Annotated in this window: 20 protein-coding genes and 2 pseudogenes; 6 read left to right on the top strand and 16 right to left on the bottom strand. The window is 54.9% G+C overall.

Annotated features, from left to right (window positions below; genetic code table 11):
• Positions 1 to 54: pseudogene (locus tag WMO23_RS11500) on the top strand (6-carboxytetrahydropterin synthase QueD); the annotation flags it as partial.
• Positions 55 to 71: 17 nt separating this feature from the next.
• Here the strand turns inward: WMO23_RS11500 and WMO23_RS05730 are convergent.
• From WMO23_RS05730 to deoD, 3 genes and pseudogenes are all read right to left on the bottom strand, one after another.
• A pseudogene (locus tag WMO23_RS05730) lies at positions 72 to 251 on the bottom strand (6-pyruvoyl trahydropterin synthase family protein); the annotation flags it as partial.
• Between the two features lie 29 nt (positions 252 to 280).
• The gene (locus WMO23_RS05725) at positions 281 to 1,105 is read right to left on the bottom strand and encodes an amidohydrolase family protein (RefSeq protein WP_020310541.1); all 825 of its coding nucleotides are present in this window, start codon (positions 1,103 to 1,105) and stop codon (positions 281 to 283) included.
• 6 nt (positions 1,106 to 1,111) lie between these two features.
• Positions 1,112 to 1,819 carry a purine-nucleoside phosphorylase gene (gene deoD / locus WMO23_RS05720; RefSeq protein WP_020310542.1) on the bottom strand — a complete coding sequence of 236 codons (708 nt, stop codon included), beginning with the start codon at positions 1,817 to 1,819 and terminating at the stop codon, positions 1,112 to 1,114.
• Between the two features lie 105 nt (positions 1,820 to 1,924).
• On the opposite strand from deoD, the gene WMO23_RS05715 reads away from it, so the two are divergent.
• The 3 genes from WMO23_RS05715 to WMO23_RS05705 are packed head-to-tail and all read left to right on the top strand — an operon-like array spanning position 1,925 to position 3,692.
• Positions 1,925 to 2,713: a DUF4931 domain-containing protein gene (locus WMO23_RS05715; RefSeq protein ID WP_020723823.1), complete on the top strand. Its 789-nt coding sequence runs from the start codon at positions 1,925 to 1,927 to the stop codon at positions 2,711 to 2,713.
• Positions 2,714 to 2,736: 23 nt separating this feature from the next.
• Positions 2,737 to 3,465 (top strand): metallophosphoesterase, encoded by a 729-nt coding sequence (locus WMO23_RS05710; RefSeq protein WP_020310544.1) that lies wholly within the window; start codon positions 2,737 to 2,739, stop codon positions 3,463 to 3,465.
• Entirely contained in the window at positions 3,462 to 3,692 is a 231-nt protein-coding gene (locus tag WMO23_RS05705) for a hypothetical protein (RefSeq protein ID WP_020310545.1), read from the top strand. Before WMO23_RS05710 ends, WMO23_RS05705 begins: the two co-directional genes overlap by 4 nt.
• Positions 3,693 to 3,948: 256 nt before the next feature.
• On the opposite strand, the gene WMO23_RS05700 is transcribed toward WMO23_RS05705, so the two are convergent.
• From WMO23_RS05700 to WMO23_RS05670, 7 genes are read right to left on the bottom strand one after another with little or no spacing between them, the layout of a single operon-like run.
• Positions 3,949 to 5,499, bottom strand: coding sequence for a sensor histidine kinase (locus WMO23_RS05700; RefSeq protein WP_020310546.1), 1,551 nt, complete (start codon positions 5,497 to 5,499; stop codon positions 3,949 to 3,951).
• Positions 5,496 to 6,161, bottom strand: a complete 666-nt coding sequence (locus tag WMO23_RS05695; protein WP_020310547.1) for a response regulator transcription factor — start codon at positions 6,159 to 6,161, stop codon at positions 5,496 to 5,498. The genes WMO23_RS05700 and WMO23_RS05695 overlap by 4 nt, the downstream gene beginning before the upstream one ends.
• On the bottom strand, positions 6,136 to 6,645 hold the full coding sequence (folK, locus tag WMO23_RS05690) for a 2-amino-4-hydroxy-6-hydroxymethyldihydropteridine diphosphokinase (RefSeq protein ID WP_292281396.1): 510 nt from the start codon (positions 6,643 to 6,645) through the stop codon (positions 6,136 to 6,138). Before folK ends, WMO23_RS05695 begins: the two co-directional genes overlap by 26 nt.
• Positions 6,638 to 7,003 carry a dihydroneopterin aldolase gene (folB, locus tag WMO23_RS05685; protein WP_020310549.1) on the bottom strand — a complete coding sequence of 122 codons (366 nt, stop codon included), beginning with the start codon at positions 7,001 to 7,003 and terminating at the stop codon, positions 6,638 to 6,640. Before folB ends, folK begins: the two co-directional genes overlap by 8 nt.
• Positions 6,996 to 7,571, bottom strand: coding sequence for a GTP cyclohydrolase I (gene folE / locus WMO23_RS05680; protein WP_020310550.1), 576 nt, complete (start codon positions 7,569 to 7,571; stop codon positions 6,996 to 6,998). The genes folB and folE overlap by 8 nt, the downstream gene beginning before the upstream one ends.
• A 21-nt stretch (positions 7,572 to 7,592) precedes the next feature.
• Positions 7,593 to 8,000 carry a DUF3592 domain-containing protein gene (locus WMO23_RS05675; RefSeq protein WP_020310551.1) on the bottom strand — a complete coding sequence of 136 codons (408 nt, stop codon included), beginning with the start codon at positions 7,998 to 8,000 and terminating at the stop codon, positions 7,593 to 7,595.
• Between the two features lie 13 nt (positions 8,001 to 8,013).
• Complete coding sequence (locus tag WMO23_RS05670) at positions 8,014 to 8,526, bottom strand: ECF transporter S component (RefSeq protein ID WP_020310552.1); 513 nt, start codon at positions 8,524 to 8,526, stop codon at positions 8,014 to 8,016.
• Between the two features lie 89 nt (positions 8,527 to 8,615).
• Between WMO23_RS05670 and WMO23_RS05665 the strand changes: the two genes are divergently transcribed.
• The gene (locus WMO23_RS05665; protein WP_020310553.1) at positions 8,616 to 9,722 is read left to right on the top strand and encodes an acyltransferase; all 1,107 of its coding nucleotides are present in this window, start codon (positions 8,616 to 8,618) and stop codon (positions 9,720 to 9,722) included.
• A 123-nt stretch (positions 9,723 to 9,845) separates the two neighbouring features.
• Here WMO23_RS05665 and WMO23_RS05660 read toward each other — a convergent pair whose 3' ends face one another.
• The 5 genes from WMO23_RS05660 to WMO23_RS05640 all read right to left on the bottom strand — a co-directional run bounded on the left by WMO23_RS05660 (position 9,846) and on the right by WMO23_RS05640 (position 12,482).
• Positions 9,846 to 10,232 (bottom strand): hypothetical protein, encoded by a 387-nt coding sequence (locus WMO23_RS05660; protein WP_020310554.1) that lies wholly within the window; start codon positions 10,230 to 10,232, stop codon positions 9,846 to 9,848.
• 70 nt (positions 10,233 to 10,302) lie between these two features.
• Positions 10,303 to 10,797, bottom strand: coding sequence for a preQ(1) synthase (queF, locus tag WMO23_RS05655; RefSeq protein WP_292106443.1), 495 nt, complete (start codon positions 10,795 to 10,797; stop codon positions 10,303 to 10,305).
• A 1-nt stretch (position 10,798) separates the two neighbouring features.
• On the bottom strand, positions 10,799 to 11,290 hold the full coding sequence (locus tag WMO23_RS05650; RefSeq protein ID WP_020310556.1) for a QueT transporter family protein: 492 nt from the start codon (positions 11,288 to 11,290) through the stop codon (positions 10,799 to 10,801).
• Positions 11,291 to 11,433: 143 nt separating this feature from the next.
• A complete protein-coding gene (lepB, locus tag WMO23_RS05645; protein WP_020310557.1) occupies positions 11,434 to 11,994 on the bottom strand; it encodes a signal peptidase I in 561 nt (186 codons plus the stop codon).
• 62 nt (positions 11,995 to 12,056) lie between these two features.
• Positions 12,057 to 12,482, bottom strand: a complete 426-nt coding sequence (locus WMO23_RS05640; RefSeq protein ID WP_020310558.1) for a 2-thiouracil desulfurase family protein — start codon at positions 12,480 to 12,482, stop codon at positions 12,057 to 12,059.
• Between the two features lie 107 nt (positions 12,483 to 12,589).
• Between WMO23_RS05640 and WMO23_RS05635 the strand changes: the two genes are divergently transcribed.
• Entirely contained in the window at positions 12,590 to 14,245 is a 1,656-nt protein-coding gene (locus tag WMO23_RS05635; RefSeq protein WP_020310559.1) for an acetolactate synthase large subunit, read from the top strand.
• Positions 14,246 to 14,471: 226 nt separating this feature from the next.
• Here the strand turns inward: WMO23_RS05635 and WMO23_RS05630 are convergent, their stop codons facing one another.
• On the bottom strand, positions 14,472 to 15,149 hold the full coding sequence (locus tag WMO23_RS05630) for a hypothetical protein (protein WP_020310560.1): 678 nt from the start codon (positions 15,147 to 15,149) through the stop codon (positions 14,472 to 14,474).
• Positions 15,150 to 15,288 lie beyond the last annotated feature (139 nt).

Genomic DNA, 15,288 nt, shown 5'->3' with positions numbered 1-15,288 from the left:
ATGGAAATATCCGCTGCCCATTACCTGGTCCTCGATTATGAGAGCAAGTGCGAGCATCTCCACGGTCATAAGTGGACCATTTCCTTGATTTTCTTGAAATCGACGACCATGCCGTTTCGGTCCAGTGTTTCGGCCTGGCAGGTCACAGAGATGATCCAGTTATGACCGTGGAGATGCTCGCACTTGCTCTCATAATCGAGGACCAGGTAATGGGCAGCGGATATTTCCATCCGCTTGGTTACAGTATACAAAAGGCGTTCCTCCCTTGCCGCAAGGCCGGCTATAATCCCAGCTGGTAGATGCGGTTGGCATTGTTAAAGAAGACGTCATCCCAATACGTTTCAGGGATGAAATCTTTGACAAAGGTAATATAATCGGCAAAATTAGCCAGGGGCCAGTCGGTCCCGAACATGACCCGGTCATAAGAGCCGAGGTAGTTGAGCCAGTCCCGGAGCATGGAAATATAGCCCCGCTTATCCCGCAGGAAGGTGACCATGTCGGGTATCTTCCCTTCCAGGAGGCCTGACAAGTCGACGGCGACGTTGTGGTTCTTTTCCAGGACGGCAATGGCATCCTGCAGGAAGGGATTGCCGATGTGGCACATGACGAACTGGACATCGGGATATTTGACGGCCGCTTCATCGAGGGTCATGGGATGACTGTACTTCAAGAGGGCGTTGGCCGTAGCCGTCAGGCCCGTGTGGATGGCGACGGGCTTGTTATACTTCCGGGCCAGCTCGTAAATGGGGTCATAGAGCTCATCGTAGACGTAGACGTGGTTATAGCCCGGATAGAGCTTGATGCCGCAGCACTGCTTGCGCTTGAGGTTCTCTTCGACCTGGGCCGTCATGAGGTCCATATCGTCGTAAAAGACGTTGCTGTCCAGGCCGATGCAGTAGCTCATGTAATCGGGGTAGTGATGGCCTGCCGGGTCCAGGGTCTTGTTGCCCATGACGACGCCGTGGACGATGTTGTTGTCCTGAAAGGCCTTGTGCAGGCATTCTTCCGTATTAGTATAGCCCGCAGCCAGGGCAATCTGGTTGAAGCCGACGTAATCACAAAAATGGAAGTGGCTGTCAATGACCCGTAGTTCTTTAGCTCTCATAGGCGGTTACTCCTGGATAGCCGTTTCCAAGGCAATGCGGATCATATCGTCGAAGGACGTCTGCCGTTCTTCCGGCGTGCAGGCTTCGCCCGTCAGCAAGTGGTCGCTGACCGTGAACAATCCCAGGGCCTGAGCGCCGTATTTGGCAGCCAGCGTATAGAGGCCGGCCGTTTCCATTTCGACGGCCATGATGCCGTACTGGGTCAGTTTATCATTGTCGATTTCGTCATCGTAGAAGCGGTCGACAGAGACGATGTTGCCGACCCGCGCCGGGATGCCCTGTTTGACCGACTGTTCGTAGGCCTGGCGCAGGAGCGTGAAATCAGCCAGTGGCGCGTAGTTGATGGAGCCGCCGAAGATGTTGCGGATGATCGACGAGTCCGTCGTGGCCCCCTGGGCGATGATGACGTCGCGGAGCTTGATATCTTTGCGCATGGCCCCGCAGGTGCCGACGCGGATGAGCTTCTTCACGCCGTAATCGCGCATGAGTTCCGTCGCATAAATGGAAATGGACGGGATGCCCATGCCCGTGCCCTGGACGGACAGGCGGACGCCTTTATAGGTCCCCGTATAGCCGAGGATGTTGCGGATATCCGTGTAGCAGACGGCATCGTCCAAAAAAGTTTCAGCAATATATTTAGCCCGCAGGGGATCGCCGGGAAGCAAGATGCGGTCGGCGATTTCACCGTCACGAGCAGCAATATGAAGACTCATGATAAATTCCTCCTTAAAAATAGCATATCTGTATTATACCACATGGTTTGAAAATGGCTATCTCTATGCTACAATGTATAGTAGGTATCAAAAGGAGCGGTCGTCATGAATGAAAATCCCTTATCTCACATTTTGGAATATAATCTGGACCTGGGCAAGACCAAGCCCGACACGGTCCATCGCGATGAAAAGTATTGTCCCTTCTGCGACGTAGCCCACTTGAAGAACGTCATGGAAAAACGGGGCCCTATGATCTGGCTGGAAAACGCCTACCCCGTCCTCAAGGATTCGTGGCAGACGCTGATCATCGAAAGCGATGACTGCGATGGCGAATTTTCATCGTATACACCGGAATACGCCTTGAAGCTCATCGAATTCGGCCTGGAAAAATGGCAGCAAGTCAAGGACATGGGAAAATTCCGGTCCGTCGTCTTCTACCGCAACCACGGCTACATGGCCGGCGGCACCATCCACCACCCCCATTCGCAGATCGTCGGCTTCAAGGACTACGACTATCACCAGGACATCAAACCTTTCCACTTCGTCGGGCCTTCCATCATTGAAGAAGACGGCCTGACGGTCAACTTGTCCCAGCGCCCGATCATCGGCTTTTATGAAGTGAACCTCATCCTCAAAGACCGGGGAAAGCTGGGGAAATTCGTCCGCTATATGCAGCTGACGGCAGATTATTTCATGCACTCCTTTGTCAGCTTCAACGACAGTTATAATATCTTTTTCTATGACTTCCCGGCTGACGATGCCTTGTATGTCAAAATTATCCCGCGCTTTCTGACCAACCCCCTCTACGTCGGCTATATGATTCCCCAAATCGCCAACGGAGGCCATTCAGCGCGCTTCATTCATGCCTTGCAGCAGCGCTTGCATGAAGTATAAGAAAGGACGGTTATTACAACTCTATGCGTTTATTTGCAATCGGTGATCTACATTTATCAGGCAATCCCCCCAAAAAGCCCATGGAAGTCTTCGGCAGCCGCTGGAAGAACCATTGGCAGCGCATCGCCGCCGACTGGAAGAGCCGCGTCAGTGACGACGACGTCGTCCTCATCGCCGGCGACACGTCTTGGGCCATGCACCTCAAGGAGGCCCAGGAAGACCTGGACCAGATACGGGCCCTGCCGGGTAAAAAAATCATAATCCGCGGCAACCACGATTACTGGTGGGAAAGTGCCGGCAAACTGAACCGGATGGACGCCGAGAATAATATGCAGTACCTCTACGGCTCGACAGCCGTCCTGGGCGACAAGGACATCGCCATCTGCGGCACCCACGGCTGGGTCTGCCCGGGCGACATCCACTACCAGGAAGACCGCGACGCCAAGCCCTATCGGCGGGAACTTTTGCGCGTCGAACGGACCTTGCAGGAAGCCGAGGCCCTGCAGTGCAAGCACACCATCCTCCTGCTCCACTACCCGCCGGTCTGCGATCTGACCAAGCCCAGCGGCTTTACAGACCTTTTGGAAAAATATCACGTCCCGCTCTGCGTTTTCGGCCATCTCCACGGCATGCAGCCTGGGACCATGTTCCCGCGCCGCTACAACGGGACGCTGCTCCAGCTCGTCTCGGCGGACTACCGGGACTGCAAGCTCTTAGAAATCAAATTCGACGGACAGGAGGCCTTGCGATGAGTCAAATAGCCAAAAAACACCTCTTAGCCGGCATCGTCTTCGGCGACGCCGAAACGGGTGAATACATCTACCTCCCTGGCGGCGAAGTCGGGACCGACCAGCCGCTCTGCGTCTTTGAACACGACGGTCAAAAAGAAGACGTCGACCTGGACCGGGCCGGCTACCTCGTCGACCACCTGACCCTGAAAAAATGCAGCCACCCCACCTTAGGCAAGCGGTCGTTCTGATGGGAAGAACCCCTCCACCGCTTTGCGGTCCCCCTCCCCTTCGCAGGTGAGGCTTTCGGCTCCCCTGCGAAGGGGAGCTGGCGCCGCAGGCGTCTGAGGGGTTCTCTTCCAAAAAAGGCTAGTGGTTAGCCGATGGTTTTAAATTTAAAGCCATCTTCTACAAACTATAAAGCAAATGGGACCTCGCATGATGGCAAAAACCTTCGTGCGAGGTCCCATTTTTTATCCCTTACAACGACCTACGATGAACGACGAGCTATCTCTTCTTTATGGTGAACCAGAAGGTGACGCCGTCTTTTTCGTTGCGGACGCCGTAGGTTTCCCCGTGGAGTTTCACCAGGGCCGCGACGGTCCCCAGACCCAGGCCGTGGCCGCCGAAAACGCGTTTCGGGCTGCGGGCCCGGGATGAATCGATCTTATAGAACGGTTCCCAAATGCGCTGCTGGTACTCTTCGCCGATATGGCTGCCTTCATTGTAGACACAGATGCGGTAGCGCTTCCCCAGGTCATCGGCAAAGACGTGGATATGCCTGCCGACGGGCGTATAGTCGATGGCATTGCTCAGGAAATTGGTCAGAATCGTATCGATCCGTTCCGGGTCGCCATAGACGTTCATTTCAGCTGGCAGTTCCCACTTGGCCAGGATATGCTTATCAGCCAGAGCCTTGGCAAAGCGGGCCTTGCTTTCTTCGGCCAGGGCCGTGAAATCAAAGACCGTCTGTTCCAGTTTGAAAGAGTCCGTTTCCAGACGCGACAAGTTGAGCAGGTCCTTGACGAGTTTATCCATCTTCTGGGTTTCACTGCGGATGACGGCACAGTAGCGCTGCTGCGTTTCCTTGTCGATATCCAGCGTGTCCAGCCCTTCGGCATAGCCCTGGATGATGGCCAGAGGCGTCTTCAGCTCATGGGAGACAGCCGACAGGAAGGACTTGCGCATGTGTTCCACTTCCTTGGCCTTGTCGAGCTGCTTCTGCAATTCCGTATTGGACTGCTGCAGAGCCGTCAGGGCGACGTTGAGCTGGTTGGCCAGCGTATTGATACTGTCGCCGAGCTCCCCGATTTCATCATTGAAATTCCCCTTCCAGCGCTTGGAAAAATCGAGGTGAGCCATGGCGACGGCCAGGTTCTTCAATTCTAGCAGGGGCTGGGTCATGCGCTGGGTCAAGAGAATCGTACCGATAATAGCCAGGACCAGCCAGATGAGGCCGCAGACGATGATGAACCGCTGGACGATGTAGATATTCTCCCGCAAGGGTGCGACGGACTGGCTGATAATGACGTAAGCTCCGTCTTGGACGCGGTCGATGAGATTGAAATGCTCGAAATCAGGCGTATCCTTATAGAGCTGGACCTTGCCTAGCACTTCTTCTTCAGGCATCTTGCCATCGAGCAAATCCCGTAGTTCGGCGATATGCAGGGGCAGGCGGAAGACCGGCTTGTCAGCAGCCGCTTCATTTTCTTTCCCTTGGACGATGACTTCTTCATCTTGTATATCTTTTTCCATAGGCAGATGGACCCGCCGGCCTGGCCGGGACGAATAGACCAATTTCCCCTGATCGACGATGAGCACATCCAAGGCATACTGCTGGCTCAGGTCGTCCAGCGAACTTTCATCTGAACCGCCCTCTTTCCGGTAGATATTGCTGATTTTCTGACTCGCTTCGACCATAGCTTCTTTCTTCATGGAATAATAGTAGCGTTCAAAGCCGAAGCCGACGGCAACCATGAGAGTGATAATGAAGAAAATCGTAAAAAAGCCGACATAGAGGCCGGCCTTAAATTTTAACGACCAGCGCCCTTTCCTCATTTGCCATCATAGCGGTAACCGTAGCCGCGGACTGTGCGGATATAGCGGCCTTTATCGCCGAGCTTGATGCGCAGGCGGTTGATGTGCGTGTCGACGGTGCGCAGATCGCCGTAGTAATCGTAGTTCCATACCTGGTTGAGGATCTGGCGGCGGCTCAGGGCCTTGCCGGTATTGCTCATGAGGTAGTTGAGGAGCTTGTATTCCGTCGGGCTCAGGTCGACGTTCTTGCCGTCGAGGACGACCTGACGGGCATCGCGGTCGATAGCGACACCCTCATCGGTTTCATGCGTTTCCTGTTCATTCTGGGAACGGCGCAGGAGGGCCTTGATCTTGGCGACTAAAATCTTCGGACTGAAGGGCTTGGTGATATATTCATCGGCACTGAGGTCATAGGCGAAGAGCTGGTCGATTTCTTCCCCTTTCGCCGTCAGCATCATGATGGGGACCGTCGATTCGCGGCGGATTTCGCGGCAGACCGTCCAGCCATCATAACCAGGCATCATGACGTCCAGAAGGATGAGGTCCGGATGTTCCTTATCATAGATTTCCAGCGCTTCTTTGCCGTCTGACGCTTCCAGGATTTCATAGCCTTCGGGTCTCAAGAAGTCGATGACCAATTGACGCATGAGCTGTTCATCATCTGCAATGAGTATTTTTTCCATAGTTACTGTCCTTCTTTCTGATAGAGTCTGTATCCGGCAACCGGTCCAGCCAGTCGCCAATGGGCCGACCGCAAAGGATGAGGTCCGGCGCCAAGTCCCGCAAAGGGACCAGGACGAAAGCCCGCTGTGTGAGATAAGGGTGAGGCAAGATCAGCGTTTCCGTCTCACACGCCTCGTCCGGGCTGTAGACGAGGTCGATATCGATAGTCCGGGCGCCCCATTTTTCGCGGCGCACACGGCCCAAACGCCGTTCAATGGCCAGACAGGCATCGAGCAGCTCCTGTCCGGACCCTTCCGTTTCGACAGCCACGGCCCCATTGATGAAGGCTGGCTGGTCGGTCTTGCCCCAGGGCGGTGTTTCATAAAAAGGCGAAACAGCCGTGACCGTCACGCCCGGCGTATCGGCCAGGAGGCGGACGGCCTGGCGAAGCGTCGCCAGGCGGTCACCCAGATTGGCGCCGATGCTGAGATAGAACTTAGCCATGGCGCCGCCTTTCCAGGACGACGGCAGCGTCTTCAAAGGGCCCGCCGATGGGCGCCTGCGGCTTGTGGACGGTCACGGTCAGGGCCTGGACCAGCGGGAACTGGGCCAGGATGCGGTCGGCAATGACCTGGCCCACCCGTTCGATGAGGTCATACGACGGCCCTTCGACGACGGCCTTGACGACGCCATAGACGGCGCTGTAGTCGACGGTCTGCGTCAAGTCGTCGGTCTGGCCGGCCCGTTCCAGGTCCGTTTCCAGTACCAGGTCGATGTGAAAGGGCTGGCCATGGCGTTTTTCTTCAGGCAGACAGCCATGATAGCCATAGAAATGAAGTCCCGTCAGGACGATTTTATCCATCTTTTTCCTCCTCCATGAGCAGTTTCCAGGCCTGGTCATAGGCGGCGGTCCCTTCTTTCAGGCAGCCTGACGACGCCGTCGTCACGATATTCGAGTCGATGGCCAGGCGGTCGCGCATGGTCAGGCACAGATGGGTCGCCTGGACGACGATCAGCACGCCTTCCGGGTCGAGGCCGCGGCGGATGGACTGACACAGTTCGTCAGTCATCCGTTCCTGGAGCTGAGGCCGCCGAGCCAGGATATCGACGGCGCGGACGAAATGGCCGAAGCCGGCAATGGTCCCCTTTTTCGGGTAATACGCCACATGGACGGAGCCGAAAAAGGGCAGCAGGTGGTGTTCGCACATGGAGTGGAAGCGGATGTTGCGGACGACGACCAGGCCATCGGTCTGAGTCGCAATGGGATCCTGCCACTCGTCATCGGGATTTTCCTTGAGGCCTGAGAAAAAATCAGCAAAAGCCTGGGCCACGCGGTGCGGCGTCTTTTCCATCCCCAGGGCCTGAAGGTCCAGTCCCAGGGCCTCTAAAAACTGCCGCATCGCAGCCACGGCTCTTTCATTTTCTTCCAACGTAACTAGCTCCTCCTTTATTTATAAAATGAAGTAATACGCAGCGATAAAGATAAGGCCGCCGACGATGATGAAAAAGGGACTGGCATACTGCTGCCAGATACTCTGTACGTGATCGAGATAGATTTCCTGGGGATCCGCCGGGTTATAGCGCAAATCCAGTTCGTCACCGGCCGTATAGTCCCATTCGGCATCGCCAAAGGCGTAACGGGCCTGATAGGTCTGGCCGTCTTTCGTCTGGAAACGGACGACGGGATAATACAAGGTCCCGCTCTTCATCTTCTTTTCTTCAAACCCGAGGAGCGTCCCTACAGCGGCGACCTTGCAGCGCCGCGTCATGCCGCGGAATTTCCAGCCGTGATAGGTCCCGACGGCGATGAACAGCACGCCGAGGATGGCCGGGAGATAATAAAAGATCTGCAGTAACATAATACCTTCCTTTCTATTCAGGACGAGAAGCGGCGAAGCGGCTCACTTCCCTGCCGATGACAGCCCCGATGACGCCCGTCACGACCTGAGGCCAGCTCATGGCAAACAAGAGCATATGCCGCACAGCCGGCGGAAAGGCGATGCAGGCAAAGAGCAGGTAAAAAGAGCCGTAAAGGATGGCCGCCTTGCCCAGGGCGCCGCCGCAGAAAGCCGGCAGGCCGTACCGCTGCCAGCGCCAGGCCGCCCAGACGTAGAAACTGTTGCCCAAGGCTACGGGAAAGACAAAGGGAAAAAAGGGCAGCATCCCTTCGAGCCAGGCAAAGACGGGCGTACAGGCGGCGACGACCAGGCCGGCCCGGCGGCCGACGGTGAGGACGGCCACGATGAGGCAGGCATTGACCAGGGAGCCGACGACGAACATACTGACCTGCGGCGGTATGGGGATGACCAGGCGCAGGCCCTGCAGGATCAAGGTCACGGCCAGGATGAGCCCGGTACGGGTCACATTTTTTATATCTTCTGTCATAAAACCTCCCCTGTCCAAGCTGGAAAAATTTGTTATAATAGGATATGTCATTATCCCAATTATCTTTATTGTATCTTTCGAGGTGTCAGATGTCAAAACGATTCATTCATTCCATCAATTATATGCGCGGTCTCTGCATGCTCGGCGTCATCGCCATCCACGTCGGATCCGTCGCTATCGTCAACCCGTCGCCTAATCTGGGACTGGTGGCCATCCTGGAAATCCTGTCCCGCTTTTCCGTACCGGCCTTTTTCTTCCTGTCGGCCTTCGGCATGTTCTACAGCCAGCCCCTGGACCAGCCCTTCGTCTACAAAGACTACCTGCGGCGCCGCCTGCGGACGGTCTTCGTCCCCTACCTGGCCTGGTCCCTGTTCTACATGGTCTACGTATCGGTCATCAGCCACAACTTCAGTGTCTTCCAGCCTTACGCCTTTTTCCGCACCTTATGGTACGGCCTGGCCATGTATCACATTTACTTCCTGGTCATCCTCTTGTGGTTCTACTTCCTCATGCCGTTGTGGCGGCCGCTCCTGCGCTTCATGGACAAGGCGCCGTGGCTCTCTTTTACTATCCTCTTTTTCGCCAACATGGTCTTCAACTTCTATTCCAGCTACATCTGGACGGTCCATTCCGACAATCCCCTCATCCAGGACGCCTTCAACTTCCGCCTGAACTACGTCGTCCTGCACTACCTGTTCATCTTCATGTTCGGTGCCTTTACGGCAGAACACTTCACAGCCGTGACGGACTGGCTGAAACGCCACGGCACGCTGGTCAACGTCTTCCAGGCAGCGACGACAGCGGGTATGCTGGCCGCCTACTACGGCGTCATGCACTACCTGGGCTACGACCCCTTGTCGGCAGTCTTCACTATCCATCAGCTCAGCCCTATCGGCATGGCCTATACCCTGTCGACGATGCTCTTCCTCCTCTACTGGTGGGAATGCCGGCCTGTCCCGCAATGGGTCCACAAGGTCTTCTCCCTCCTGGGTGACTACTCGTATCCCATCTACCTGGTCCATCCCGTCTTTCTCAGTGCCTGCACGGGCCTGGCCGCCCACTGGCACATCTACCTGCGGGCCGTCCACATCATCGCCATCTACGTCATCGTCACAGCCTGTGCCGCAGCCTATTCCTGGGTCGTCGTCGAACACAGACTGCCGAAATGGCTCAGCATCTGCGTCAAGGGGAAATGACATCGTATAAAAAAGGCTTGTCGCACGACGACAAGCCTTTTTTAGTTGTTAGTGGCTAGCAGTTAGTTGTTAGCGGATGGCTTTAAATTTAAAGGTTTTCTCTGAAAACTGCCAACTCCCACACTATTTTTTCTCATCCTTTTCCTTTACTTTGACCAATACATCATTGGCCATGCGGGCTCTGGCCTTGATGACGGCGTTGCCGTCTTTGATGGATTCCGGATAGAAGCTGCTCTTATACTTATGCTTCTTCGTCTTGGTAATCATCTTTTTCAGCTGGATCGTCTGGTCATCGATGTTATACACATAGGTGCAGTAGTCAGTCGTTTCGCCGGATTGTTCCACCGTCTCAAAGGACAGGATCTGGCGGCCCATATCGTAATAGAGCTTGGCCGAGTTCATGTCGATGGACGTATACTGGTTATATTGCCACATATTATCCGCTGCGAAGACCGATGCCGACAAGGCCAGGGAGAATCCCAGGGCCAAAAGCATTTTTTTCAATTTCACAGGTAACACCCCTTACTTCTGTTGTTTTTAGACTTATTATATCATGAAACAGCCGTAAAAGGTAATAGATTTAGCGATTATCTACCTTTTCAGGATATAAATCGTGCTGGGACAGGCGCTGCCAGGCCACGTCAGCCCAGGGCGTGCCGGGCCGGCCGTAGTTGCAGTACGGATCGATGCTGATGCCGCCGCGGGGCAGGAATTTCCCCCATACTTCGATATATTTCGGGTCCATGGCCTGGATGAGGTCGTCCATGATGATGTTGACGCAGTCTTCATGGAAATCACCGTGATTGCGGAAGCTGAACAGATAGAGTTTCAGCGATTTACTTTCTACCATGCGCTCACCAGGGACGTAGGAAATGTAAATCGTCGCATAGTCCGGCTGGCCCGTCATGGGGCAGAGACTGGTGAATTCGGGACAGTTAAACTTGACGAAATAATCCCGGTCTGGATGCTTGTTGACAAATGTTTCCAACAGGGACGGGTCGTAGTCCTGGGCGTACGTCGTGTGTTGATTGCCCAGCTGGGTCACGCCCTGCAGTTCTTCTTTACTTCGGCTCATATCAAAACTCCTTCTTCAAGACATAACGATGGCTCAGGGCCTGGATGAGCAGGACCCCGCAGATGGCCGGCGGCAGCTGACCGACAGCCAGGCTGCTGACCAGGACGGCGTAGGGCAAATCGAGCAGGTACGACAGCCAGGCGCTGACGCAGAGGGCCGGCACCCACCAGATGGGCAGGGCAGCCAGCCATGGACTATACTGACGCTGACGGATCTGGACGATGAGCCATGTCGTGGCCATGCCGACGAAGCAGCCGCCGATCATGTCGATAAAGCCCAGGCCGCCGAAGAGGAAATTGGCAATGAAGTTCGCAAGCCCCAAGGGGACCACCAGGAAGGGATATACAAAGGCCAATGCATAGAGCGACGTGGCGATGCGGATCTGATAGGGGCCAAAGGAAATCCCCTGAGTGACGTACAAGATGACGATGTACAGGGCCATGACCATGGCAGCGACGGTCATGCGTTTCGTATTCGCGAGAAAATTATACATAGGCGTAACCTCCTTCCAAAGAAAAGAAAAAAAGACGGGGTTGCCGAAACAATCCCGTCTGCATTGCAAGATACCATTGTAATGCTTCCTAGTTTTGTTTACCGACAGGATGGATTGCGAACTGTCGTATGCTCTTTTGAGGCCTACCAGATGACGTGGCCTAAGACGTGGTCGATGGGGACCGGGCCGATGAAGCGGCTGTCACTGCTGTGGTTGCGGTTATCACCCATGCAGAAGACATAGCCTTCGGGGATCTTGATTTCCCCTTTGCGGCTGTATTCCATCGGTTCATTGATGTACGGTTCATCTAAAGGCTGGCCGTTGCGCCATACCTTGCCATCATGGAACGCCAGCGTGTCGCCAGGACGGCCGATGACCCGCTTGACCCAGATGTTCTTGGTCTGCAGATCATGATTAAAGAAAGCCATGTAATTGTTCATCGGTTCTGCGACGTCATCTTTCCACGTGCGCGGATACTGGACGCGGCTGTCGATGATGACAATATCTCCATAGTTCGGGACTTCCCCCAGGACGTGATTCCATTTGGATACGATGAGGTATTCCCCGTTGTGCAGGGTCGGCATCATCGATTCACCGGAAACGCGTGTCGGCTGGAAGAAGAAGATATGGATGACCATGGCAATGGCCAACGCGATGATGATGGAATAAATCCATTCGTAAACTTCATGTAGAAACGTATTCACGCTGAAACCTCCTCACTTGCGTACTCGTATATTGTAGCAAACCAGGGGTATAAAAGCAAGGGTCAGAGCAGGTCGCTTTCCCCTATGATTTCAAGGCCTTCTGCGCGTAATAACGCCGCCGTCACGCCGTCGCCAGCCGTCAGGGTCCGTGAAAAAGTACCATCGTAAATCTGTCCATGTCCACAAGACGGACTTTTCTCTTTCAAGATGGCCTTCGTGCAATGGAACAGGCGGGCCAAGTACAGGGCCGCTTCGGCACCACGCCGGTATTGCGCCGTCACATCGGTACCGTCTGCCGTGACGACCCGTTCTCCCTGCCGTTCTGCCGGCGGACGCGGTGTCGCCAGGCCGCCGGCCTGTTCCGGACAGACGGGAATCAAATGGATATCATCCCGCCCGAGCAAATCCTGCACCTGCGGATAAACCTTCGTCTGACCATCATAGCGGCAGTACTGGCCGAGCAGGCAGGCACTGATTAGAACGTTCATAAAATCCTCCCTCTCAAATGATTGAAAAACAAGCTATACCATATTATAATACAGGTTGCAACACGAATTTCAACCTATCCATCTATCGTCAAAGGAGTGTTCACACCATGGAACAAAAGAAGACGCGCAACACAGCTGACTTTCTCGTCGAATGTCTGGAAGAAGAAGGCGTCCATTATATTTTTGGTATTCCCGGCGAAGAAAACCTCGCCGTCATGGATGCCCTGGAACATTCAAAGATTGAATTCATTACAGTCCGCCATGAACAGGGCGCAGCCTTCATGGCCGATGTCTATGGCCGTCTGACCGGCAAAGCCGGTGTCTGCATGGCCACCCTCGGCCCGGGGGCTACCAACCTGATCACCGGCGTCGCCGATGCCGACTGCGACGGGGCCCCGCTGGTCGCCATTTCCGGCCAGGTCGGCACCGATAAAATGCACATCACGGCCCATCAGTACCTCGACCTGCGGGCCATGTTCGAACCGATCACCCGCCGGGCCTACACCGTCGTCCGTCCGGACACGATGGCTGAAATCACCCGCCTGGCCTTCAAATATGCCGAACGGGAAAAACCGGGCGCTACCTTCATCGACCTGCCGGTCAACATCAGCAAGATGCCCGTCGCCGACGATGAAAAACCGTTGCAGCATAAGAGCATCCTGCCGGAAACAGCCCTGGAATCGCAAATCGAAGCAGCGGCTTCCATGATTTCCTATGCCAAGAACCCGGTCATCCTGGCCGGCAGCGGCGTCATCCGCAGCAAAGCGGCCAAACAGCTCACGGCCTTTGCGGAAAAACTGAAGCTCCCTGTCATCAACACGATGATGGCCAAAGGTGCCATTCCCTTTGACAACAAATATTCCATGTGGACCGTCGGCATCCCTATGGACGACTACCAGACGAAAATGCTGGAAAAGGCCAGCCTGGTCATCGCCGTCGGCTATGACATCATCGAATACGCTCCGGCCAAATGGCATCTGACCAATGCCGACATCATCCACATCGACACCATGCCGGCCGATATCAACAAGAACTATCAGCCCGAAGTCGAAGTCGTCGGCAACATCCCCAACTCGCTGGAACGCATCATGGCCAAAGCCGCCCGCCTGGCTGAACCGAAACAGTTCCTGGATATCCGTCAGAAGATGGTCGACGAACACGAAAGCTACGCCCACGATATGGCCTTCCCGGTCAAGCCGCAGAAAGCCCTCATCGATTGCCGCCGCGTCATGGGCAAAGACGACATCGTCATTTCCGACGTCGGTGCCAATAAAGTCTGGATCGCCCGCCATTACAACTGCTACGAACCGAATACGTGCCTCATCTCCAACGGCTTCGCCACCATGGGCATCGCCGTTCCCGGCGCCATCTCGGCCAAGCTCGTCCATCCGGACAAGAAAGTCCTGGCCATCACCGGCGACGCCGGTTTCCTGATGAACGTCCAGGAATTTGAAACGGCCTACCGCCTGGGCACGAACTTCGTCATCCTCATCTTCAGCGACTGCAGCTATGGCCTGATCAAATGGAAACAGGACATGCAGTACGGCCATCACCAGTACGTCGACTTCACCAACCCGGACTTCGTGAAACTGGCCGAAAGCTTCCACGCCATCGGCTACCGCATCACCAAGACCGAAGACCTCCTGCCGACCCTGAAAAAAGCCTTCCAGCAGAACAAACCAGTCATCATCGACTGCCCCATCGACTACGATGAAAACATGAAACTCACAGAACATCTGGAAGAACTGATGAAAACGTTATAAGAAAAAGGCGCTGTCCCATAAAGACAGCGCCTTTTTAGTGGCTAGTGGCCCGTAGGGGCCGTCCTATCAAGGCGGCCCGCAAGCTAGTGGCTAGGGGTTAGTAGTTAGTGGCTAGGGGCTCGCACGTGGCGAGCCCGCCCAGAGTTCGGCGACAATGTTCCCGGCCTTCGCAGGGATCCGGCCCGCCTGGATATCGGGCGCCAAACTACAAACTCCGTACTATAAACTATTTCTTAGGCATCTTTTCTGCGTTTTTCAACATATCCGTGACGGCGCTGATGATGTCGTCATCGCCTTCTTTGGCGATGTTGCCCAGGATGGCGGCGACTTCCATCGTATCGCCGTGCTGCCAGGCCAGGCAGTGGATGGTTTCCGTGAAGGGATTGCCGTTGATGACCAGGGATTTGGCGATGGTCCATTCATAAAAGAGATGGCCATTGGTCTTTTTCGCCGTCACCGGCGAGACGACGTGGAAGCCCTCTGGAAGGCGTCCCGGCATATTCTGGTTCAGCCGGTTCATGAGGATGCGCATATCCGGCCGGCTGCCGATATCGCGGAGATAAGAGTTTTCCCGGTTCTCCCCATAGACGGCCGCCTTGACGTCCCAGATGGTCGCCGTATAATGCAGTAGATAGGCATACTGGAAATCGGCATCGTCCTTCTTGACGACCTGATACGTTTCCGGCTGGATAGGAAAGATTCGTTCAAACAGGGCGATGACATCGTTGCCTTCATCAGCAGCCGTCAGCATGGGCTGCCGCCCTGACTGCATGTAGATATCATCGGGGACCGTGATGACGCCCCAGTTGGGGAACTTCGACAGCGTCCCTTTATCCTTGGCCAGGGCAGCCGTCCCCATCGCCAAGACGGCGGCTGCCACCAGCACGATTGCTTTAATTTTCATGGTTTCACTCCTCGTTTTTCTTACACAATGACACGTCCATTGTATCTCATGACGCTTTGTCTGTCAAAAAAGAGGAAAGTATGATATGATATAGTTATGTAAATCGCCTCAATCTATACGGTTCAGGCATATTCCCATT

The organism is Megasphaera intestinihominis (assembly GCF_040096415.1).
GTDB lineage: Bacteria > Bacillota > Negativicutes > Veillonellales > Megasphaeraceae > Megasphaera > Megasphaera intestinihominis.
Note: the sequence above shows the minus strand (reverse complement) of the source record. Positions and strands in the feature narration are given on the sequence as shown.

Coding starts and splice junctions, on each gene's coding strand:
- WMO23_RS05725 (WP_020310541.1), bottom strand. CDS start 1,105: ATGAGAGCTAAAGAACTACGGGTCATTGACAGCCACTTCCATTTTTGT.
- deoD (WP_020310542.1), bottom strand. CDS start 1,819: ATGAGTCTTCATATTGCTGCTCGTGACGGTGAAATCGCCGACCGCATC.
- WMO23_RS05715 (WP_020723823.1), top strand. CDS start 1,925: ATGAATGAAAATCCCTTATCTCACATTTTGGAATATAATCTGGACCTG.
- WMO23_RS05710 (WP_020310544.1), top strand. CDS start 2,737: ATGCGTTTATTTGCAATCGGTGATCTACATTTATCAGGCAATCCCCCC.
- WMO23_RS05705 (WP_020310545.1), top strand. CDS start 3,462: ATGAGTCAAATAGCCAAAAAACACCTCTTAGCCGGCATCGTCTTCGGC.
- WMO23_RS05700 (WP_020310546.1), bottom strand. CDS start 5,499: ATGAGGAAAGGGCGCTGGTCGTTAAAATTTAAGGCCGGCCTCTATGTC.
- WMO23_RS05695 (WP_020310547.1), bottom strand. CDS start 6,161: ATGGAAAAAATACTCATTGCAGATGATGAACAGCTCATGCGTCAATTG.
- folK (WP_292281396.1), bottom strand. CDS start 6,645: ATGGCTAAGTTCTATCTCAGCATCGGCGCCAATCTGGGTGACCGCCTG.
- folB (WP_020310549.1), bottom strand. CDS start 7,003: ATGGATAAAATCGTCCTGACGGGACTTCATTTCTATGGCTATCATGGC.
- WMO23_RS05675 (WP_020310551.1), bottom strand. CDS start 8,000: ATGTTACTGCAGATCTTTTATTATCTCCCGGCCATCCTCGGCGTGCTG.
- WMO23_RS05670 (WP_020310552.1), bottom strand. CDS start 8,526: ATGACAGAAGATATAAAAAATGTGACCCGTACCGGGCTCATCCTGGCC.
- WMO23_RS05665 (WP_020310553.1), top strand. CDS start 8,616: ATGTCAAAACGATTCATTCATTCCATCAATTATATGCGCGGTCTCTGC.
- queF (WP_292106443.1), bottom strand. CDS start 10,797: ATGAGCCGAAGTAAAGAAGAACTGCAGGGCGTGACCCAGCTGGGCAAT.
- WMO23_RS05650 (WP_020310556.1), bottom strand. CDS start 11,290: ATGTATAATTTTCTCGCGAATACGAAACGCATGACCGTCGCTGCCATG.
- WMO23_RS05640 (WP_020310558.1), bottom strand. CDS start 12,482: ATGAACGTTCTAATCAGTGCCTGCCTGCTCGGCCAGTACTGCCGCTAT.
- WMO23_RS05635 (WP_020310559.1), top strand. CDS start 12,590: ATGGAACAAAAGAAGACGCGCAACACAGCTGACTTTCTCGTCGAATGT.
- WMO23_RS05630 (WP_020310560.1), bottom strand. CDS start 15,149: ATGAAAATTAAAGCAATCGTGCTGGTGGCAGCCGCCGTCTTGGCGATG.